This window comes from Bradyrhizobium yuanmingense, assembly GCF_029167105.1.
Lineage (GTDB): Bacteria > Pseudomonadota > Alphaproteobacteria > Rhizobiales > Xanthobacteraceae > Bradyrhizobium > Bradyrhizobium yuanmingense_A.
The window spans coordinates 133,106-153,466 of record NZ_JARFML010000012.1 but is presented as its reverse complement, the minus strand read 5'-3'; the positions used below and the strand labels follow the sequence as shown (position 1 = coordinate 153,466).

Below are 20,361 nucleotides of genomic sequence, written 5' to 3'. Positions count from 1 at the left end.
CTTTGGCGGCAAGCGGCAGCTCCGATCGGCTGTGCAGGCGATCGGCCGGCCAAGCGCGTCAGGAATGCACGATGAAGTCGCAGGCCTGAAGGCTGACGCCCTTCACCAGGATGGTGTTCGCCGCGTCGAGCGTGATGAGGGTATCCGTCCCCGACGCGGCCACGTGCTGGGTCATCCAGTCGGAAACGCTGGTGGTGGTCACAACGGCCGACAGGTCGATGTGGTCCTGACCGTGCTCGAACTCGAGGATCGTGTCGTGGTTCGAATTGGCCTCGAACACGAACTGATCCTGATAGCCGGTACCGAACAGCACATCCTTGCCGTTGGTGCTGGCGAGAGTCACCGGGCCTTGTTCGTTCAGGTTGAAGATCAGGTTGACCGTATCTGTCGCGCCGTGGCCGTCGGCCACGGTGATCACGACCTTGTCCGTCGCAGCCGCGCTCTGGCTCGGATCAGTGTATGTCAGCGTCTGAAGCGTCGAATTGATGCCCGCCAAAGTATCGGACGTCGATGCAGGGTCCACATATGTACCCGAATCCGCCGCTGCAGTGAGTGAGAAGATTTCATCGGCGGCAGCGTCGGCGTCGGTGACCGTGATGCCGTGAACGAAGATCTGGTCGCCTTCCTGCCCGACGCTGATTTGATCGACGTCGATCACGGGAGCGTCGTTCTCGTCGTTCGCCCCAGCCACGTCCACCGTGAGCGTTGCCGTGCCGGTCGCACCATGCGCGTCCGTGGTCCGCACCGTGAAAGTATCCGCGTAGGATCCTTCCGGCAGCGCGTTGATCGCTGCTGCATTGGGAACGTAGCTGTAGCTGCCGTCGGCGTTGACCGTCAGCGCGCCGTACAGACCCGTCGCCGTTCCGTGACAATCCGCGTTCAGAACGGCATAGGTCAGCGTCGCCGTCTCGCCGCTATCGACATCTGTTCCCGCCAGCGTACCGGTCAAATTGGAGAAGGTGTCCGCCGCGTTGGTGTCAACGAGCGGACCGATCTGAAGGTCGGACAGCGTCGGCGCATCGTTTGTGCCGTCGATGTTGATGGTAACGACGGCACCCGTGCCTGCGCCGAGACCATCCGACGGAACGATCGTGTATTGCAGCGACAGCGTCTGGCCGGCGGCGAGGAAGTCGAAGGCCTGCCCGACCGAATTGAACTGCCACGTGAACTGGGCGTGGGTCGCCGTGCCGTTCAGAATGTCGCCGGACGGGACGACGAAATAGTTCAGCAAGTCCTCGTGCGACAGCCCGCCGACATTGCCGGTTTGCGGCACGCCGTTGAGCGAGGCCTGCAGCTGACTGACTGATACCGTGACGTGATCGGTGGCGTCGACGTCGGAGACCACGAGCACGCCGTGCGCAAGCTGGCCGGCATTGGTCTCCATCAGATCAGCAATGGCGCCGCCCGGCCCGGAGGTGCCGCTGGCCCAGTCCGCATCGCCCTCGATCGCGAGGCTCTTGGCAGGATTGACTGCATTGGCGGCCGTAGTCCCGCTGCCGTCGTTCAGTTGATAATATGCCGCAAGGTTCGCCTCGCTGCCCGTCAGCGCGGTGAAATCGATCGACTGGATCTGCGCCTGCGTCAGCGCTGTGGTCCAGACGCTGACATCGGCGATCGACCCGGTGAAGCCTTGCGCCCCGAAGCCTGGGGCGTTCCTGTCGCTCGCCGCCCCGATCATCATGTAGGACGGGTCCTGACCACTCCCGATCGAGTTGACAGTCCCGCTACCGGAATAAACGGCGTTCCCGTCGACATAGAGCGTGAATATGCCGTCGTCGCGGGTCAAGGCGAGGTTGTGCCATTGCCCTGCCGTCAGCGCGAAGCCGGTATCCTGGATCTCGACGCCTCCCTCGAGGATCTCGATCTCCAGCTTGCCGGCGACGACTGTGCCGATGAGACCGAACCCGGCGCTCGAGGTATTGCCGTTGTAGAACAAGACCTGGCCGTCGGGTGCAGCGTCTCCGTTCCAGTTCACCCATCCGTCCAATGTCACGTCGTCGGAGGCGACCGTCGGCACCTCGCCGACCGCGATGGTCTCGCCGTCGAAGTTCATGTAGTCCGAAGTCACATAGGAGACGGCGGGCTCATCGTTGGTGCCGGTGATGGTGACGGTGACGTCCTGGGAAACTAGGGCACCGTGATTGTCGGTGAAAGTGACGGTGTAGACCTGGGTGATGATCTGCCCTTCCGCCAGCGACTGCAGCAAGGGATTGTCATTATCCAACGTGAACTGCCAGTTCAGCGTCGCAGCGCCACTGGTGTCGGTATTGGATTCCGACAGCGTGCCGATCGTGAAGGTGCCGATGTTCGTGCTGCCGTCCTCGAAGCCGGGCAGTTCCGTGCTGACGGACGACGACTTGAACGACCACTGCACCGAGTGGGTGTCGATCAGGTCGACGTCCTGGATCGCCAGCGTGCCGCTCGTGGTCAGCGTCCCGCAATCGTCTTCAGTGACCGAGCCTTGGGCCGCGGCAGCATCGCTCGTGATTGTCGGCGCGTCGTTGACGCCCGTGATGGTGACGGTCACGTCCTGCGAGACCTCGGCACCGTGATTGTCGGTAAAGGTCACGGTGTAGACCTGGGTGATGGTCTGGCCCTTCGCCAGCGACTGCAGCACCGCATTGCTGTTGTGGAGGTTGAAGTGCCAGCCCAGCGTCGCGCCGTTGCTGGTATCGGTGCTGGATTCGAGCACCGACGGATCAATCGTGAAGGTGCCGATGTTCGCGTTGGCACCGAACCCCGGCAGAGGCGAGCTGACGGATGACTCCTTGAACACCGCCTGCGCGGTGTGGGTGTCGATCAGGTCGAGATCCTGGATTTCAAGCGTGCCGCCGATCGACAGCGTCGCGCTATCCTCGGTCACGGCTCCGGCGGCATCCGCGGCGCTGCTAATGATCGTCGGCGCGTCGTTGGCGCCGTTGATCGTAACCGTGACCTCCTGCGTGACCGTCGCGTTGTGGTTGTCCGTGAAAGTGACGGTGTAGACCTGGGTGATGCTCTGGCCCTGCGCCAGCGACTGCAGCACCGCATTGCTGTTGTCGAGCGTGAAGTGCCAGCCGAGCGCCGCGCCGTTGTTGGTGTCCAGGTTGGATTCCAGGACCGACGGATCGATCGTAAACGTGCCGATGTTCGCGTTGGCGCCGAACCCAGGCAGAGGAGAGCTGACGGACGACGAGGTGAACACCGCATGCGCCGTGTGGGTGTCGATCAGATCCAGATCCTGGATCGCCAACGTGCCGCCGATCGAGAGGGGCAAGCCCGCGTCCTCAGTAACGCTCCCCGCTGCCGCGTCTTCGTCGCTGGTGATGGTCGGGGCATCGTTGGTCCCGGTGATCGTGACGGTGACGTCTTTGGTGACGGTCCCGCCGTGATGGTCGTCGACCTTGATGGTGTAGACCTGCGTGATGGTCTGGCCCTCGGCCAGCGACTGCAGCACCGGATCGTTGTCGTCGATCGTGAAGGTCCAGCCGACTGACCCGCGGGAGCTGGCGCCCGGGCTTTGAATCACCGTTCCCAGCGCAAACGTGCCGATATGCGAGGTGCCGTTGTTGAATCCGGGCAGATGCGCGTTCGACGTCGTCGACTTCAGGACGAAGCTCGCACTGTGCGTATCCGTGAGGTCGGGATCGTTGAAGGCAATGGTGCCGTTCGCCGTCAGGGTTTCCGCATCCTCGGTCACCGCGCCGGTGACGATCGTTTCGTCCTCGACGATCGTCGGCACATCGTTGGTGCCTTCGACATTGACGTCGGCGCCGTCGATGGACACCGTGAGCGGCGTGCTGACGACACCGCCGTGACCGTCATCGACCTGCACCACGTAGTTGAGGATAAGCTTCTCGTCCTCGGCAAGGAAGTCGAACAGATGGTCGGGAACACTGTAGGTCCAGGTGGCCGTCCCGTTGTTGCCGTTTCCAGCGCCCTGAACCACGCTCAACGGCACCTTGACGGCAGAGATCGCGGCGAGCTGCGCCGGGGTCAACGTGGCGGTGATATCGTTGCCTTCGGCATCGAGGTACTTGAACGGCTGGGTGGACGAGAGCGCCGCGCTCACGATCGGCCGGTCCGTCAGATCGACGTCGGTGAAGGTGACCGTGCCGGTAATGACGTCGAGCGCCTCGTTGCCCGTGCCGACCTGCTCGATGACCGTGCCGCCTGATGTCGCCACCGTCGGCTTGTCGTTCGTTCCCGTGATCGTGATGGTGATCGGGATGAACTTGGACTCGGGGTTCACCATGAAATTGGTGTCGACGCGGACCATGTAGGTCAGCGTCAGGGTTTCGCCGGCGGCGAGGAAGTCGAAGACGTGGTCGGGGATCGTGTAGGTCCAGACCGCCGAGCCGTTGTTGTTGTTGGCGGGGTCAGGGACGACGCTGATCTGGATCTGCGTCGCGACGATATCCTGCTTCTGCAGCGCGGTGAGCGAGCCGGTAACGTCCTGCTGGCCGGCATTCTTGTAGACGTAGTTCGGCGCCTCGGCGAGGCTCACGCTCACCGTCGGCAGGTCGCCGAGGTTTTGATCGAGGAATCTGATCAATCCGGAAATCGTGTCGGCGCGCGTATCGCCGGTGGTGTCCGCCCGTTCGGTCAGCACGAACGCCGTCTTCACGTTGCCGCCGAGGTCGAAGCTTTGCACGGTCGGCTGACCGGGAATGCGGCCGACCGTCGGCGTCGGCGTGTTGGGGCTTTCCTGCGTCTGCGGATTGAGATTGACGAATGTCGCGGTGGCGGTGGGGCCGGACGACGATTTGAGCAACACGTCATAGCCGAACGGCGTGATCGTATCGGTGTAGTTCGTGGTCAGCTTGGTGTTGGTGTTGTTGTCGGTGAACTTCAGCGTGAACACATCCGTGATCAGCTTCTGCACCTCCGGCGACATCAGTGCATTGGTGATCGAGACGTTGCCCCCGCTGATCTGGATCATCTGGCCGGCCTGGTTGACCGTCGCGATCGGCAGCAGCGTGACCTTGTCGAACAGGATGTAGGAGCCGGTCGTGCCGTTCGGCTCGACCAGCACCTGGAAGCTCGCCTGCGGCTGCGGATCGCCGCCGCCGGCGGGAACGACGAAGTTGATCTGGGTGAGCACCGCCGTGCCGCGGATGCCCATGGTGGCGACCGGCGTGTCGACCTTCATGTCGCCGCGCTTGGCGGTTTCGCCAGCGACGAAGGTGATGGTGCCCGCGACGAGGCTGAGCAGCGAGGAATTGTTCGACCCGTTGGGGTCGTAGACCATCTCGTTCAGCACCATCCGCGCGTTGGAGGACAGGCCGAACACGGTGCCGTCGATGAAGGTGATGCCGAGCGTCGAGTCGGAGCCGGTCGAGACCACGTCGCCCTTCTCGACGTTGTCGCCATTATTCAGGATGACCGAGACGCCGTTGCGGATCGCGGTCGCGCTGCCCACGAGCTTGGTGACGTGACCGATGACCTGGCCCGCACCGGCACCGGGCGCGGCCTGGGCAACCTGGACATGGCCGGTGAGGGCGTTGACGACGTCGCCGCTGAGGTGGGCGCCGTCGGGCGAAGCGAGCGCGGCGCGCTTATCGCCCCTGAAATAATCGTGAACGACAAACTCATGACCGTCGTGGGACAACACGAGGTCGAGCCCGGCACGCTTGAACTCGCCGTTGAAGATCAGATGGGGGTCGGGAACGACGAATGCGCCGTCAGGCACGAGGCCGTGCGCCTTGGCAATGAAGGGCTTGGCGGTAAAGGAATCGGCAAAGGCGGGCGAGCTGGAACCCTGGCCGTCCAAAGACGTCGCGGCGTCAAATTTGCCAGCGTAATTCAACCGGGCACCGTAAAAAGGGTTAAAATCTAAGTAAGTATCGACCGCCTAAGCTTGCTTAGCATTACCAAGTCCTTAGCGAAACCATCTATTGCTTGTGTGATTTCGCATCACTTGGTCGTAAGAGCCAGCGCGGCGCGACGCCCTCCCAGGGGAATGGAAGTCATATTTCATGAATTTCCAAGTCGAAATAAGCTTAGATGAGCTCATTCCCCTCCCCCCCAAGTTCTCTCAAGTAAACCCGCAGAATAGATACTTGCGTTATCTTTTGTTCGTGACGCCCTGCAACATCCTGCGGCAAATACGGCATTAATTCTGTGACCTAACTAACAGAACCCGTGAAATAGCGGGCCGTTAGCCATAAGTGCCAGAATCGGCGGCCCGCACAACTTGTGCCTGCAATCGGTTCCCTTGCGCGGCGAGACCCCTCCTAGGCCCCGAATCGTAAAATTTTACGCAACTCGAGCGGGTCCGGTTCAGCCTGTCACCCGGTTTTAAAACCCCTGCCGGCCGCGTTAAGCAGAACAAAACGGCCCGTCTCGCACTATCTCCGCGAAAGTAACAAAGCCCGGCACGTCCAGATCGAGGGGGATCTCGTGAAGCCCGGGAAGGGGATGTCAGATGGAGACCGCTGCTCGCTCGCGCGCCTGGCGCGCAATCCTTGTCATGTGCGGCTTGATCCTGCTCGGATCGGCCGCCGAGCTTCGCGCCGGCACGCTGCTGTCGCCCGGCGCCGGCGTCCTCGTGCGCAAATCCGCCGAACCGTTCGGCGTGTTCGCCTTCGCCATCTCGTCCGGTGGCCTGCAGCAGAGATGGTCCGCGCTGAAGGACAAGCTCGACGACGAGATGGTGCAGCTCGCGCTGTGCGACGGCGACCGGGACAATTGCGCTTCACCGGCGGCGCTCGAGCTGCTCGCCATCGTCGACCACGCCCGCGCCCGCGACGGCCGTGCGCGGCTCGGCGAGGTCAACCGCGCCATCAATCTCGCCATCCATGCCGCCAATGACGGCACCGACGACGTCTGGAGCTCGCCGCTTTCGACCTTCGCGCGCGGGACCGGCGATTGCGAGGACTATGCCATCGCCAAGCTGGCCGCGCTGCGGCTGGCGGGAATTGCCTCTGAAGACCTCCGCATCGTCGTGGTGCGCGACGTCAGGGCCGGCGAGGCGCACGCAATTGCCGCGGCAAAGCTCGACGGCCAATGGCTGATGCTGGACAATCGCCGCATGGCGATGGTCAGGGACGACGCGACGCGGAGCTATCAGCCAGTGTTCGTGCTCCACCAGTCGGCCGTGCTGAAATATGTCGACGAGCCGGTGCAGGTCTCGATGGCGGCCGCGGAGGCGCGTTGATCGCTCGTAGCCTGGATGAAGCGCAGCGAAACCCGGGACTCTTACCACTCGCACCGGCCCCGGATTAAGCTTGCGCTCCATCCGGGCTACAGACCTTCCACTGCTCGTCCCCACAAACCCATTTCACCGCGCAAGACCAGGCGCTAGCATGGCGCCTTCCGTGCGGGGGCGACTTGGAATGCGATTCATCGTGCTGTCCGTGCTTGCGCTGCTGGCATTGCCGGCGGTGCCCGCGTCCGCGCAATCCGAGCGCGCGATCGCCGACAGGCTGCCGCTGTTTGCCAGGAACAACTGCCAGCTGATTCGCGACCCCGGCAACCAATTGTTCTGCGGTGATGCCGCGCTTGCCGCCGCCGCCGAGAAGCTGAGCATCGCGATCGAGGCGCGGCTCGCCCGCCTGCCGGATCGCCTGCCCGCTATCGAGGAGAATGCGATCTGGGTCCGCCAACGCAACCTCAGCTGCGGCATCGTCGGCCAGACCGCGATCCGCCCCGACCAATTCGAGGCGGTCAAGGCGTGCCTGCTCAAGGTCACCGAGGAGCGGGCCGCGATCGTTCGCGATCCGGATTTCGACTGCCTTGCGGCCAACACTGCTGCGGGCGCGGTGATCTGCGCAGACCCCTCGCTGACGCTTGCCGAAACCGAGCTCAACGGCCAGGTGCTCGGCCTGATAGGCAAATTGGACCCGACTGCGGCACGCTTTGCCTTCGCCGAATATGGACGGTGGACGCGCGAGCGCGACCGCAAATGCAATCTGGTCGGCAAGGAGAACGTGCCGCTGCAAGAGCTGGAATCCGCGGAGGACTGTCTCTCCGACCATTTGAAGCGCAAGGCCGACGAAATCCGCGCCGCGAAAGGCGATCCCAAAAAGGTGTTCGGCCGGCAGGTCGCGGCCCGCATCCCCGACGCCGACGCCGTCGATTTCTGCGCCGCGCGGATTCATGCGGCCAATTCCTGCGGCAACTTCCTGCGCATCAACCGCGTCTATGCGCTCGACAGCCAGGTGACCGACCAGGAGGCACAGGTCACGGGCGAAATCGAAATGGCCGTGCTCGCTCCCTTCACCGTGTGCAGCAGGATCGCCTCCATCTGCACCGGCACCTGCTGGGACGCCACGACGGGTCGGCCGCAGCAGGGTGCCGGCAACAAGACGCGCTCGGCAGACGTCTTCAACGTCTCGCGCCGGCTGAGGATCCAGCGAACCTTCGCCTTCGTCAAAGCCGCCGACGGCTGGCGCTGCCGGGAAGACGAGCTCGCCCCGGTGAATTCGGGGACCGTAGGCGGGGGATCGTAGGCCTCTCTCCGCGCCGCCCACCCTCTCCCACAAGGGGAGAAGGTGCACCGGTCGCTCGCGAGAGATCAAAACATCAGATTGTCCTTCACCAGCACCCAGCGGCCGCCCTTGACCTGCTGCACCTGGGTGATGGTATTGGCAAGGTGGTCGGTCTTGGAGAACTTGGTGGGCGGCGAGTTGAAGATGTCGAGGAATTTCTCGCCCGACTCGAGCGCGTCCAGCATCTTCTGCCCGGTGAGATCCTTGCCCGCCTTGTTCGCGTAGAACGCAAACGTCATCATGGCATTGTAGCCGATGATGGCTTGCGTGTTGGCGTCGGCGTTGAACATCTTCTTGTAGTTGACGAGCCAATCCTTCACCTTGCCCTTGGCGGTGTCCTCATAAGGAATCTCGAAGCCGCTGGCGGCGTAGAGCCCTTCGACCGCCTCCTTGCCCAGCGCAGGAACCTCCATCACGTTGGTGGGGGTGGCCCCGAGGAAAGTGACGTCCCAGCCGAGCTTCTTGGCTTCGGTCATCGCCCCGATGGTTTCGCGCAGCACGGTGCCGAGCACGACGAGGTCGCAGCCATCTGACTTCATCTTGGCGATCTGCGCGCTGAAATCGGAAGCGCCGCGCTTGTAGCTCGTGATCGAGGCCGGCTGCGCCTTCATGGCGGTGAGCTGCTGGTTGAAGCCGTCGAGCACGTTCTTACCGTACTCGTCGTCCTGATGCATGATGCAGGGCTTCTTGAAGCCCTTCCACTCGATCATGTATTTCACCGCAGCCCGCGTGCTCTCGACGTAGGGCAGCAAATTGTTGAACTTCAGGCGCTCCTGCGGCTTGGCCGGATCGAACTTGAAGGTGAACTCGGCCGCCGTCAGCGGAAAGAGCTGCAGGACACCGGCATCGAACAGGATGTCCTGCGCGGCGAGCACCGTGGGCGATCCCATCGGTCCCACCATCGCGAAGATCTTGTCGCGCTCGATCAGCTTTTGCGACGCCAGCACGGCCTTTTTCGGATCGTAGCCGCTGTCCTCGACGACCAGCCGGATCTTGCGGCCGTGAATTCCGCCGGCCGCATTGATCTCCTCGGCCGCCATCTTCATGCCGTTCGCGACCGGAACGCCCCACCCCTTGATCGGACCCGATAGATCCTGGTGAGTGCCGATGACGATCTCGGTTGCCGAGATGCCCTCGTTGGTGACCTTGGTTTGCGCTGCGGCCGGCAGACAGGTGAGCACCACGGCACCCACAGCAAGGCCGAATGCGCTGAACGATTTCGACATTGAGGTCTCCTCTCCTAAAGGCCCGTATTGCACGAAGGGCGGGGCCACAGCTCCTTCGCTTTCTCGAAATGGACCGACTCGTCACGCCACCGCACGCTCGCGATACATCGCCTCGATTTCGGCGGCGTAGCGCTTGTTCACGAAGCCGCGTTTCAACTTCATGGTCGGCGTCAGCTCCTCGTCCTCCGGAGTGAGCTGGCGCTCGATCAGGTAGAACCTCTTGATGGTCTCGACGCGGGCAAAATTGCCGTTGACCTGCTCGATCTCGCGCCCGATCAGGTCCTGGATCTCCCTCGCCCGGCACAGGCTGGCATAATTGGTGAATGGTATGTCGTGATCCTGGGCGAACTTCTCGACATTCTCCTGGTCGATCATCACGAGGCAGGTGAGATAAGGCCGCTTGTCGCCGATCACGACCGCGTCCGAGATGTAGGGCGAGAACTTGAGCTGGTTCTCGATCTCGGACGGCGTGATGTTCTTGCCGCCGGAGGTGATGATGATGTCCTTCATCCGGTCGGTGATGCGGACGAAGCCCTCATTGTCGATGGTGCCGACGTCGCCGGTGTGCAGCCAGCCGCGAGAGTCGATCGTCTCTGCAGTCTTTTCCGGCTGGTTCAGATAGCCCATGAACAGGAAGTCGCCCTTGATCAGGATCTCGCCGGCGGGCGAAAGCGCGACCTCGCCCCAGGGCACCGCGGTGCCGACCGAGCCGAGCTTGATCTTGTCCGCGGGCATCATGGTTGCGACCCCGCAATTCTCGGTCTGACCGTAGACCTCGTGCATGTCGATGCCGAGCGCCAGATACCAGCGGATCAGCTCCGGTGCGATCGGGGCTGCGCCGGTGAACGCGATGCGGCAGCGGTCGAGCCCGATCATGCGGCGGATGTTGCGGAACGCGACCAGGTAGGCGATGCGGTTGGCGATGCGCAACGATAGCGGCACCGCCCTGCCCTCGAGCCGGCAATCGACCATGCGGTAGCCGATGCCGATGGCGCGGCGATAGACCCATTGCTGCAGCGGCGTTGCATCCTTCAGCGCGATGGTGATGGCGGAATAGAATTTTTCCCAGACGCGTGGCACGGCCAGAAACGCGGTCGGCTGCACCTCGCGCAGATTATCAGGCACGGTTTCCGGGCTCTCGGCAAAATTCATCACCGAGCCGAGCGCGACCGAGATGTAATAGCCGCCGATACGCTCCGCGACGTGGCAGAGCGGCAGGAAGACCAGGCGGTCCTCGTCCTCCCGCGCCGGGATGAAGTCGTTGGCGTGCCGCATCTGGTGGGTGACGCTGCGATTGGCGTGCATCGCACCCTTGGGCGGACCGGTCGTGCCGGACGTATAGACGAGGACCGCGAGATCGCCGACGCTGCGGCTGTCGATCATCTCCTGCCACAGCGCTTCGCGGCCGACCATGTGGTTGCGGCCGAGCGCACGAAACTCGTCCAGCGACATCACCATGTCATCCGAGAAGCCGCTGAGGCCTTCCATGTCGAACACGATAATCTTCTGCAAGCTCGGGCAACGCGAGCGGCAGGTGAGAATCTTGTCGAGCTGCTCCTCGTCCTCGGCGAAGATCACCTTCGTGGCGGAATCGTTGACGAGATACTCGACCTGGGATGAAGAATCGGTCGGATAGATTCCGCTAGAGACGCCGCCGGCGCACAATATGCCCATGTCGGCGTAGACCCATTCGGGTACGGCATTGGCGATGATGGAAGCGACCTCGCCGGGCATGAAGCCGACGGCGCGGAGCGCGTAGGCGATCTCCTTCGAGATCTCCAGCCATTCTCGCCAGCTCGTCGGCTGCCAGATACCGAACTTCTTCTCGCGGATCGCCGGCCTGTCGCCCCGCGTCTCGGCGGCGCACAAGAAGCTCTTCGCGATCGTATCAGCGACCGTCAGCACCGCCGGTCGGGCCATGCGCCTCTCCTCCTTGTCGCCTTCCGTCCGCTGCCTGCCTTGCCGGCCGGTCTTTGCTCAACGTTGGGCAAGCTCATCTTACTGCCAGCTCGTCCTCACCGCCACGTCTTCTTCTTTTTCCAGCGCCGCTCGCCGCGCGCGCCCGCTTCCTTGGCGCCAAGGTAGAATTCCTGGATGTCCTGGGAATGCATCAAGCGGTCGCAGGTATCGTTCATCACGATACGGCCGATTTCCAGCACATAGCCGTAATGGGCGGTTTCCAGCGCCACCTTGGCATTCTGCTCGACCAGCAGGATCGACATGCCCTGCTCCTCGTTGACCCGGCGGATGATGGTGAAGATCTCCTTCACCAGCAGCGGCGACAGGCCGAGCGATGGCTCGTCGAGCAAGAGCAGCGTCGGCCGGTTCATCAGCGCGCGCCCGATCGCGAGCATCTGCTGCTCGCCTCCGGAGAGCTGGCCCGCCGGCTGGTTGATGCGCTCCTTCAGGCGCGGGAAATAGCCGTAGACGCGCTCCATATCCTCCGCGACGCCGTCCCGATCCTTGCGCGGATAGGCACCCATCATCAGGTTCTCGCGCACCGAAAGGAACGGGAACACCTCGCGCCCCTCCGGCACGTGGCTGAGGCCGAGCCGCACGATGCGGTCGGCCTCCATGCGCTGGATCGGCTTGCCCATGAATTCGATCGCGCCCTTCTGCGGATCGAGGATGCCGGAGATGGTCTTTAGCACGGTGGTCTTGCCGGCCCCGTTGGCCCCGAGCAGCGTGACGATGCGCCCGCGCGGCACCTCCAGCGAGATGCCGCGGATCGCCATGATCGGCCCGTAATAGCTCTCGATGTTGGAGAGCTTGAGGATGATATCCTGGGGCGCAGCGGCATCCATCGGTCAGGCTCCCAGATACGCGGCGACGACGTCGGGGTGCTGCTGCACTTCAGCGGGCGAGCCCATCGCCAGCACCCTTCCGTAGTTCAGTGCGATGACGCGATCGGAGACCCGGTTGACCAGCGACATGTCGTGCTCGACCATCAGCACCGTGATGCCGAGCTCGGTTCTCATGTCCCGAATCCAGAACGACATATCGCCGGTCTCCTCCACGTTGAGACCCGAGGACGGCTCGTCCAGCAGGATCAGCTTCGGCTCCGAGCACAGCGCGCGCGCCAGCTCGATCACCTTGCGCACGCCGTAAGGCAGGCCCGAGATCAGCTTGTCGCGATAGGGTTCGAGGTCGAGGAATTCGATGACCTGCTCGACCCGGCGGCGGTGAACCTTTTCGTTGGCCCGCACGCTCGGCAGGAACAAGAGCTCCTGCCACAGCTGCGTGGTCGAATGGCGGTGGCGGCCGACCAGAAGGTTCGACAGCACGGTCGCGTTCTCGAACAGCTCGATGTTCTGGAAGGTACGGGCGATGCCGAGCTTGGCGATGTCGTATGGCGGCTGCTCGGTGATGTCCTGGTCCTCGAAGAAGATGCGGCCCGAGGTCGGCCGGTAGATCCGCGAGATCAGGTTGAAGATCGAGCTCTTGCCGGCTCCGTTCGGCCCGATGATCGAGAGGATCTCGCCCTTCTCCACCGCGAACGAGACCGCATCGACCGCCTTGAGGCCGCCGAAATGCAGCGACAGGTTCTCGGCGCGAAAATAGCTCATCGATTGCGCTCCGACTTCACGTAGATCTTCTGCCGCTTGAAGGTGGCGCGCTTGTAGAGCGGGAACAGTTGGAAGAAGAGCTTGATCTTGAGCCAGCGGCCGTAGAGCCCGAGCGGCTCGAACAGCACGAACAGCACGATGATGATGCCGTAGATCGCGCCCTTCAGGCCGTTGAGCGAGGCGAAGGCCGCGACCTTCGCCTCGATATTGCCCGCAGTCGCCGTGCCGGCGCCGAATGTCGCGGCAATGCCGGCGATGATGCCGGGCATGTCGTCCTTGAGATAGGTGAGGAACGGGTCGATCATCACGATGAAGATCGCGCCGAGCACGGCGCCGTGCAGGCTGAAGGTGCCGCCGATCAGGATCACGATGATGAACTCGATCGAGAGCTGAAGCGTGAACATCTCCGGCGAGATGAAGGAGAGCTTGTGCGCAAACAGGACGCCGGCAAAGCCGGTGATCGCAGCCGAGATCGCGAACGATTTCACCTTGTAGAGCGCGACATTGACGCCCATGCTGCGCGCCGCCGTCTCGGAATCGCGGATCGCGACGAAGGCGCGGCCCGTCGGCGAACGCAGCAGATTGAGCGTGCCGACGATGGTCAGCACCAGCACGGCGAGGCAGAGGTAATAGAAGGTCGGGCTGTCGCGCGGCACGGCGACGCCGAGCAGCGACAGCGTCTTGACCCGCATGCCCTCGTTACCGTGGGTAACGCTTTCCCACCGCGCCAGGATCTCCTCCACGATGAGGGCAAACGAGATGGTGGCGATGACGAGATAGATGCCGGTGAGGCGCAGCGCCGGAAAGCCGACCATCGCGCCGATGATGCCGGTCAACAGCCCGGCGGCGAGGAAGTAGACGGGGAACGGCACGTTGTATTTCTGCAAGTACGCCGCCGTGTAGGCGCCGATCGCGAGGAACGCCGCGTGCCCAAGCGAGGCCTGGCCGGTGAAGCCGGTCAGGATCAGCAGCGCCACGCCGACGATCGCATAGATGCAGACGAAGACGAGCTGGCTCATCAGGTAGCTGGAGAGCACGTGGGGCGCGATCAGCAGCAGCGCGAGCAGGACGCCGTAGGTGACGACGTAGCCCGAATGCGGGAACAGCTTGATGTCGTCCTCGTAGTCGGTCTTGAACAGGAAGCGCATGGCGTTCAGACCTTCTTGCGGACGTGGAGGCCGAACAGGCCCTCGGGCTTCAGCAGCAGCACGGTGAGCAGCACGATGTAAGGCGCGGCGTCCTTCCAGCCCTCGGGCAGGTAAAAGCCGGCCATGCTCTCGATCACGCCGATCAGGACGCCGCCGACCACCGCGCCCGGGATCGAGCCGAAACCGCCGAGCACGGCGGCGGGAAACGCCTTCAGGCCGAGCACGAGGCCGACATTGGAGTGGATGAAGGTGATCGGCGCCAGCAGCACGCCGGCGCAGGTCGCGACCGCCGCGCTGATCGCCCAGACCACCGCCACCACGCGCTTGACCGGAATGCCCATGTAATAGGCTGCCAACATGTTCTCGGAGCTGGCGCGCATCGCGGTGCCGAGCGTGGTCTTGTTGAAGAACAGCCAGAGCAGGGTGCACAGGATCATCGTCGCTGCGATCACCGAGAGCTTGTCGTAGGCGAGCACCAGCGAGCCCATGCGCAGCACGCCCTGGCTGAACGGCGTCTCGATCTTCAGGTCGTCGGTGCCCCAGATCATCCCGGCGACCGAACGCAGAAAATAGCCGAGACCGATCGTGACCATGATGATGGAGAACTGGGGATAGCCGAGGATCGGCCGCACGACCACGCGCTCGGCCAGCATCCCGAACAACGCCATGGCGGCCACCGCACCGGCGAAGCCGATCCAGTAGTTCAGGCCCATCATGCCGATGAAGGTGAAGGCGAAGAAACCGCCCAGCATCATCAGATCGCCCTGGGCAAAATTGACGACTTCGGTGGCCTTGTAGACGAGCACGAAGCCGAGCGCGATCAGGCCGTAGACGCAGCCGAGCGCAACACCGCTGACCAGCTGCTGAACGAAATCCAGCATTGACGCGCGTCCTCCCCGATGCAACCGGCGTTCTTCGAGGCCGCCTTGCCGCATCTTGTGTCCAGTCGCTACGCAGTCGTTTCGCCGCGTTCGCGCCATTTGTCCGGAATCAATTCAGCCTGAACGCCCGCGCGCTGTCAACAAACGGTGACTTGTCGGGATGCCTTGCCTTTAGTCCAATCCGGTTGACGGAATTTGCGGCAGTGCGATTCACGGTGCCGAAACATCTTCGGGTCATGGTCGCGGGCGATGCAAACCGGATGGTGTGGCCGTCATGAAGCCGGACAACTCGGCCCTGGAAGTCCGAGGGTTAACGAAGCGTTTTGACCGTCTGGCGGTCGACAGCCTCGATCTCACCATTCACGCCGGCGAATTCTACGCGCTGGTCGGCCCCAATGGCGCCGGCAAGACCACCACTTTACGCATGGTTGCGGGCCTGCTCAGGCCCGATGCCGGCGCCGTCTCGATCTTCGGCATCGATGCGCTCCAAGACCCCGTCGCCGCCAAGCAGGTGATGGCCTGGGTCTCCGACGAGCCCATGATCTACGACAAGCTCACCCCGCTCGAATATCTCGAATTCGTCGCGGGCCTCTGGGGCATCGCGCCGTCGATCGCGCAACCGGCCGCCGAGGAACTGCTCGATTCGCTCGGCCTCGAGGCGCACCGCCACGAGCGCTGCGAAGGCTTTTCCAAGGGCATGCGCCAGAAGGTCGCTCTCGCAGGGGCGCTGGTGCACGATCCCCGCCTCATCATCCTCGATGAACCCTTGACGGGGCTCGATGCGGTCTCGGCCCGCCATGTGAAGGGCCTGCTCAGCGCGCGCGTCCGCGCCGGCTGCACCGTCATCATGACCACGCATATCCTCGAAGTCGCCGAGCGCATGGCCGACCGCATCGGCGTGATCGCCTCCGGCCGCCTGGTCGCGGAAGGCACGCTCACCGAGCTGCGCCACCAGAACGGCCATGCCGACACCAGCCTGGAAGACCTCTTCATCGCGCTGGTGACGCTTCAGGAAGCGGCATGAGCTCGGCCAGCGCGCTGTCCTGGTTTGCCCGCCACGAGCTGCGGCTCGCCTGGCGCGAATGGCTGGCCATGATGACGGGCGGGCGGCGCAAACGGGCGCGCGCCGCAATGATCGGCCTCATGTGCTTCGCCGCGCTGCTCCACCTGCCGGCCTGGGCGGTGATCGGCCGTTTCGCCGACCTGCAGCTGCCGCTCGACAAATCCTCTCTGATCGTGATTTCGGCGACGATCTTTCTCGCCTGGACCTTGATGCTGTCGCAGGCGATCGAATCCGTGACGCGGGTATTCTATGCCCGCGCCGATCTCGACCTGATCATGTCCTCGCCGGCGCGGCTGGCCAATCTGTTCTCGGTCCGCATCGCCGCGATCGCGCTGACCGTCACCGTGCTGGCGCTGCTGTTCTCGACGCCCTTCATCGACGTTCTGGTGATCGGCGGCGGCGCGCGCTGGCTGGCGGCCTTCGGCGTCGTCATTGCGATGGGCCTGTCCGCGGCGGCGATCGCGATCGCCGTTACCATTCTCCTGTTCCGGTTGATCGGCCCGGCGCGGACGCGCCTGATCGCACAGATCCTCGCCGCCATCATCGGTGCGGGTTTCGTGATCGCGCTTCAGGTCGCCGCGATCATGTCCTACGGCACGCTGTCGCGCTTCACCATCCTGACCTCGGGCAGCGTTGCCGCCTACGCCCCCGACGTCGACAGCATCTGGTGGTGGCCGGCGCGGGCAGCGATGGGCGACAGCGAGGCGCTGGCGCTGCTTCTCGCGCTCGCTCTGGTCATGCTCGGCGGCGTGATGGCGATCTTCTCGCACCAATTTGCCGACACCGCGATCGATGCGGCGGCCTACGCCACGTCCGGCCGCGTCCGTGCCAAGGAGCGCCCGTTCCGCGGCGGATCGCGCCAGCAGGCGCTGCGTCGCAAGGAATTCATGCTGCTGTGGCGCGATCCATGGCTGATCTCCCAGACCTTGATGCAGCTGCTCTATCTGGTGCCGCCGGCGCTCCTGCTCTGGCGCAATTTCGCCGACAGCTCCGCGGCGCTGACACTGATCACACCCGTCATCGTGATGGCGGCCGGACAGCTAGCCGGCGGGCTCGCCTGGCTGACGATCTCGGGCGAGGACGCGCCCGACTTGGTCGCGACCGCGCCCTTGATGCCGTCCGGCATCATCCGTGCCAAGATCGAGGTGGTGCTGATCGGGATCACCGCGATCTTCGCTCCTCTGCTCGCGGCGCTGGCCTTTGCCTCGCCATCCCAGGCCGCAATCAGCGCGGGTGCGATCGTCATCAGCGCGGCCTCGGCGACCGCGATCCAGCTCTGGTTCCGGGTGCAGGCAAGGCGTAGCCAATTCCGACGCCGCCAGACGTCTTCGCGGCTTGCAACCTTCGCCGAGGCCTTCTCCTCGATCGGCTGGGCCGCCAGTGCCGCACTGCTGCTCGCCCTGCCCCTGGCCGGCCTCATCAGCGGCCTGATCACCGCAGGCCTCGTCGCGGTCACCTGGAAGTTCAGCCCGAAGCGCGAGCAATAGGTGCGACACTGACGCGCTGTTGATCGCCCCCCATTGGCGAGGCTCCGCATTGCACGCTAGACTTCGCTGTGAAGTCATCGGGGACGGATCCATGCGGCAACTGGTTTTGGCGGCTATCGCGCTGTTCGGCGCATTCCTGACCCCTGCCCTGGCCCAGCAGCCACTGCGCAGCGAATGCCTGGCGATGGCCAATGCGGCGCCGCGGATCATGCCGGTCGTCTTCAGGCAGGCTGCAGCTGCGGCCGAGGTCGAGATCACCTATGCCGGCCACTCCACTTATTTCATCGACACGCCCGCCGGCTTGCGCATCGCGACCGACTATAGCGGCGCCTATCAGGTCGGGCGACTGCCCGATGTCGTCACCATGAACCGGGCGCACAGCACCCATTACACTCTCTTTCCGGACAAGCGCATTCCCCACGTGCTGCATGGCTGGAGCGAGGACGGCAAGCCGGCGATCGTGTCGCAGCGCATCAGCGATACCTTCATCCGCAACGTCACCACCGACATCCGCCGCTATTTCGGCGACGATGCCGGCGCGGACATGATCCGCGACGGCAATTCCATCTTCATCTTCGAGGCGGCCGGCCTCTGCATCGGCCATCTCGGCCACCTCCATCACAAGCTCGACGACAGCCATTTCGCCCAGATCGGACGGCTCGACATCGTGATGGTGCCGATCGACGGCACCTATACCATGACGCTCGAAGGCATCTCCGACATCACCAAGCGCCTGCGCGCCTCGGTGGTGCTGCCGATGCACCGCTTCGCCACCCCGCTCGAGGACTTCATGCGCCGGATCGGCCAGCAGTTCGAGATCGACCGGCGCGTCGAACGCTCGTTCCGGATGTCGCGGGATACGCTGCCGACCAAGCCGACGGTGATCATCCTCGACGGGGTCTGACTCAGAACCGGAACGCATCACCCGTCAACGACTTGGTTGCTCCAAGACCCACCTCAGTCGGAGCAATCATGAGCAGACGGTTCCTGGTCATCGGCTCGTTTGCAGCCATCTATCTCCTGTGGGGTTCCACCTATTTCGCCATCACTCTGGGCCTGCAATCGATACCGCCGTTTCTGCTGATGGCAGTTCGATCGTTATGCGGCGGCATGATCTTGCTCGCCTTGAGCGGCAGGCATGTCGCGAATGCCCCGGGCCGGACATGGTTGCAGGCAGGCCTTTGCGGGCTGCTCTTCTTCGTCGGCTGCCACGGCGTTCTCGCCTTCGCACAGCAATCGGTTCCGTCCGGCGTGGCCGCCATCGTGCTCGCCACGATTCCGTTCTGGATCCTGCTGGCGGACACGCTCTTTCCGGGCGATCAGCGCCCGCGGCCGATCGCGCTGCTCGCGCTCGTCCCCGGCTTCGTGGGCGTCGGGCTCGTGGCATGGCAGAACGCCGAGCAGGCCGGAATCAGCATGCTTCCGATCGTCTGGCTGCTCGCTGCGGCGCTGTCGTGGTCGATCGGCACCGTGCTGTCGCGCGGCATGTCGCATCAAGCATCCGCGATCGCGCTGTCGGGCATGCAGCTATCGGTCGGCGGTGCCGTGTTGTTCGCGATCAGCTGGCTCACGGGGGAGCTGGAGAGTTTTAGACCGAGCGAGGTCTCGATGACGTCCGTTGCATCAGCACTTTGGCTGATCGTCTCCGGCAGCGTGATCGGCTTCGCCGCCTACAATTGGCTGCTCGAGAATGTCTCGACCTCCCTGGTCTCGACCTACACATTCGTCAATCCGGTCATCGCGGTGCTGCTCGGCACTCTCGTGCTCGGAGAGCCGTTCTCTCGCATGATGCTGGTGGGCGCGAGTCTCGTCATTGTCGCCGTTGTCGCCATCTGGCGTGCTGAGAGCTCGAGCAATCGGTCGACGCAGGCGGAGGCCGATCGTCCCATGAGACATCTGTCGCTGAGCAAGACCTGACGAGCGACGGCAATTTTCTCCAAGTCGCCCGCGGCTCATCCGTGCTGAATCCTCCGCAGCAGGAGAGCAACATGAACGACTTTGCGAGACTTCTTCACGCCAGCGCACCGCATCCCGAGCACGCGGCCGCGCTCCGGCTCTACGGCCGTTTCGTCGGCGACTGGGACGCCGAGATCACCGCCTTTGGACCGGACGGCAGAAGCCACACCGCGCCGGGCGAAATCCATTTCGGCTGGGTGCTGGAAGGCCGTGCGGTGCAGGACGTCTGGATCATTCCCCGGCCAGCGGGCAGCGCAGCCTTTCCAATCGCCGGAAATTGGTACGGCACGACGCTGCGCGTCTACGATCCGGCCTTGGATGCGTGGCGGATTTCCTGGTTCGATCCGGGCCGCCGCGTGTTCCGGCAGCAGATCGGCCGTCCTCGCGGCGAGGACATCGTGCAGGAAGGCACGACCGAATCCGGCGAGCTGACGCGCTGGAGCTTCACGGAGATCACCGGCGACTCCTTCCTCTGGCGTGGGGAGGTCAAGCCGGCCGCGGCAGCGGACTGGCGGTTGATGGTTGAAGTGAGAGCGAGACGGCGGACGGGCTGACGAACATAC

General features: G+C 63.8%; 14 protein-coding genes. 7 read left to right on the top strand and 7 right to left on the bottom strand.

Features of this window, described 5'->3' with window-relative positions:
* Window positions 1–58 precede the first annotated feature (58 nt).
* The gene (locus P0R31_RS17790; RefSeq protein ID WP_430516837.1) at window positions 59–5,788 is read right to left on the bottom strand and encodes a VCBS domain-containing protein; all 5,730 of its coding nucleotides are present in this window, start codon (window positions 5,786–5,788) and stop codon (window positions 59–61) included.
* 618 nt (window positions 5,789–6,406) lie between these two features.
* On the opposite strand from P0R31_RS17790, the gene P0R31_RS17785 reads away from it, so the two are divergent.
* Together P0R31_RS17785 and P0R31_RS17780 are read left to right on the top strand one after the other, a co-directional pair.
* On the top strand, window positions 6,407–7,138 hold the full coding sequence (locus P0R31_RS17785; RefSeq protein ID WP_275515192.1) for a transglutaminase-like cysteine peptidase: 732 nt from the start codon (window positions 6,407–6,409) through the stop codon (window positions 7,136–7,138).
* A gap of 178 nt (window positions 7,139–7,316) precedes the next feature.
* Entirely contained in the window at window positions 7,317–8,432 is a 1,116-nt protein-coding gene (locus P0R31_RS17780; protein WP_275515191.1) for a lysozyme inhibitor LprI family protein, read from the top strand.
* 65 nt (window positions 8,433–8,497) lie between these two features.
* Here P0R31_RS17780 and P0R31_RS17775 read toward each other — a convergent pair whose 3' ends face one another.
* The 6 genes from P0R31_RS17775 to P0R31_RS17750 all read right to left on the bottom strand — a co-directional run bounded on the left by P0R31_RS17775 (window position 8,498) and on the right by P0R31_RS17750 (window position 15,292).
* Complete coding sequence (locus P0R31_RS17775) at window positions 8,498–9,697, bottom strand: ABC transporter substrate-binding protein (protein ID WP_275515190.1); 1,200 nt, start codon at window positions 9,695–9,697, stop codon at window positions 8,498–8,500.
* An 81-nt stretch (window positions 9,698–9,778) separates the two neighbouring features.
* Window positions 9,779–11,617, bottom strand: a complete 1,839-nt coding sequence (locus P0R31_RS17770; protein WP_275515188.1) for an AMP-dependent synthetase/ligase — start codon at window positions 11,615–11,617, stop codon at window positions 9,779–9,781.
* Window positions 11,618–11,712: 95 nt separating this feature from the next.
* Window positions 11,713–12,501 carry an ABC transporter ATP-binding protein gene (locus P0R31_RS17765; protein WP_035997607.1) on the bottom strand — a complete coding sequence of 263 codons (789 nt, stop codon included), beginning with the start codon at window positions 12,499–12,501 and terminating at the stop codon, window positions 11,713–11,715.
* A gap of 3 nt (window positions 12,502–12,504) precedes the next feature.
* On the bottom strand, window positions 12,505–13,263 hold the full coding sequence (locus P0R31_RS17760; protein WP_035997604.1) for an ABC transporter ATP-binding protein: 759 nt from the start codon (window positions 13,261–13,263) through the stop codon (window positions 12,505–12,507).
* A complete protein-coding gene (locus P0R31_RS17755; protein ID WP_157283002.1) occupies window positions 13,260–14,411 on the bottom strand; it encodes a branched-chain amino acid ABC transporter permease in 1,152 nt (383 codons plus the stop codon). The genes P0R31_RS17760 and P0R31_RS17755 overlap by 4 nt, the downstream gene beginning before the upstream one ends.
* Before the next feature lie 5 nt (window positions 14,412–14,416).
* Window positions 14,417–15,292: a branched-chain amino acid ABC transporter permease gene (locus P0R31_RS17750; RefSeq protein WP_036021277.1), complete on the bottom strand. Its 876-nt coding sequence runs from the start codon at window positions 15,290–15,292 to the stop codon at window positions 14,417–14,419.
* Between the two features lie 274 nt (window positions 15,293–15,566).
* Between P0R31_RS17750 and P0R31_RS17745 the strand changes: the two genes are divergently transcribed.
* From P0R31_RS17745 to P0R31_RS17725, 5 genes are all read left to right on the top strand, one after another.
* Window positions 15,567–16,316: an ABC transporter ATP-binding protein gene (locus P0R31_RS17745; RefSeq protein ID WP_275515186.1), complete on the top strand. Its 750-nt coding sequence runs from the start codon at window positions 15,567–15,569 to the stop codon at window positions 16,314–16,316.
* A complete protein-coding gene (locus P0R31_RS17740; RefSeq protein ID WP_275515184.1) occupies window positions 16,313–17,842 on the top strand; it encodes a permease in 1,530 nt (509 codons plus the stop codon). The genes P0R31_RS17745 and P0R31_RS17740 overlap by 4 nt, the downstream gene beginning before the upstream one ends.
* A gap of 91 nt (window positions 17,843–17,933) precedes the next feature.
* On the top strand, window positions 17,934–18,746 hold the full coding sequence (locus P0R31_RS17735; RefSeq protein ID WP_275515183.1) for an MBL fold metallo-hydrolase: 813 nt from the start codon (window positions 17,934–17,936) through the stop codon (window positions 18,744–18,746).
* 68 nt (window positions 18,747–18,814) lie between these two features.
* On the top strand, window positions 18,815–19,759 hold the full coding sequence (locus P0R31_RS17730) for an EamA family transporter (protein ID WP_275515181.1): 945 nt from the start codon (window positions 18,815–18,817) through the stop codon (window positions 19,757–19,759).
* 71 nt (window positions 19,760–19,830) lie between these two features.
* Entirely contained in the window at window positions 19,831–20,352 is a 522-nt protein-coding gene (locus tag P0R31_RS17725; RefSeq protein WP_275515180.1) for a hypothetical protein, read from the top strand.
* Window positions 20,353–20,361 lie beyond the last annotated feature (9 nt).

Coding starts and splice junctions, on each gene's coding strand:
- P0R31_RS17785 (WP_275515192.1), top strand. CDS start 6,407: ATGGAGACCGCTGCTCGCTCGCGCGCCTGGCGCGCAATCCTTGTCATG.
- P0R31_RS17780 (WP_275515191.1), top strand. CDS start 7,317: ATGCGATTCATCGTGCTGTCCGTGCTTGCGCTGCTGGCATTGCCGGCG.
- P0R31_RS17775 (WP_275515190.1), bottom strand. CDS start 9,697: ATGTCGAAATCGTTCAGCGCATTCGGCCTTGCTGTGGGTGCCGTGGTG.
- P0R31_RS17770 (WP_275515188.1), bottom strand. CDS start 11,617: ATGGCCCGACCGGCGGTGCTGACGGTCGCTGATACGATCGCGAAGAGC.
- P0R31_RS17765 (WP_035997607.1), bottom strand. CDS start 12,501: ATGGATGCCGCTGCGCCCCAGGATATCATCCTCAAGCTCTCCAACATC.
- P0R31_RS17760 (WP_035997604.1), bottom strand. CDS start 13,263: ATGAGCTATTTTCGCGCCGAGAACCTGTCGCTGCATTTCGGCGGCCTC.
- P0R31_RS17755 (WP_157283002.1), bottom strand. CDS start 14,411: ATGCGCTTCCTGTTCAAGACCGACTACGAGGACGACATCAAGCTGTTC.
- P0R31_RS17750 (WP_036021277.1), bottom strand. CDS start 15,292: ATGCTGGATTTCGTTCAGCAGCTGGTCAGCGGTGTTGCGCTCGGCTGC.
- P0R31_RS17745 (WP_275515186.1), top strand. CDS start 15,567: ATGAAGCCGGACAACTCGGCCCTGGAAGTCCGAGGGTTAACGAAGCGT.
- P0R31_RS17740 (WP_275515184.1), top strand. CDS start 16,313: ATGAGCTCGGCCAGCGCGCTGTCCTGGTTTGCCCGCCACGAGCTGCGG.
- P0R31_RS17735 (WP_275515183.1), top strand. CDS start 17,934: ATGCGGCAACTGGTTTTGGCGGCTATCGCGCTGTTCGGCGCATTCCTG.
- P0R31_RS17730 (WP_275515181.1), top strand. CDS start 18,815: ATGAGCAGACGGTTCCTGGTCATCGGCTCGTTTGCAGCCATCTATCTC.
- P0R31_RS17725 (WP_275515180.1), top strand. CDS start 19,831: ATGAACGACTTTGCGAGACTTCTTCACGCCAGCGCACCGCATCCCGAG.